The 543-nt window shown below is 36.3% G+C and carries 1 protein-coding gene; it reads left to right on the top strand.

The window, feature by feature from the left end; translation table 11 throughout:
- A partial coding sequence (locus FUA24_RS03825) for a phosphoribosylamine--glycine ligase (protein WP_394344184.1) occupies positions 1-543 on the top strand: 543 nt, incomplete at both ends.

A 543-nucleotide genomic window follows, 5' to 3' on the forward strand; every position in this document is an offset into this window, starting at 1 on the left:
AAATGATAGTGCCTTAAAACACATACCTGTTATTGGTCCGCAAAAAGTAGCGGCACAACTTGAAGGTAGTAAAGAGTTTGCCAAAGAGTTTATGATGCGCCATAACATACCAACGGCGGCCTATGAAAGTTTTACAAAAGATACTGTTGAACAAGGGTATGCCTTTTTAGAAACGTTAAAACCACCATACGTTTTAAAAGCCGATGGTTTAGCTGCTGGCAAAGGTGTAGTTATTTTAAACAATTTAGAAGAAGCTAAAGCCGAATTAAAAAGTATGCTAGTTGATGCCAAATTTGGTAATGCAAGTACCAAAGTGGTTATTGAAGAGTTTTTAGATGGTATTGAATTAAGTTGCTTTGTTTTAACCGATGGCGACAATTATAAAATTTTGCCTACGGCGAAAGATTATAAGCGTATTGGCGAAGGCGATACAGGTTTAAATACAGGTGGTATGGGTGCTGTTTCTCCAGTGCCATTTGCTACTAATGAGTTTTTAAATAAAATTGAAGAACGCATTGTAAAACCAACTATTGAAGGGTTTAA

The organism is Seonamhaeicola marinus, from assembly GCF_008085455.1.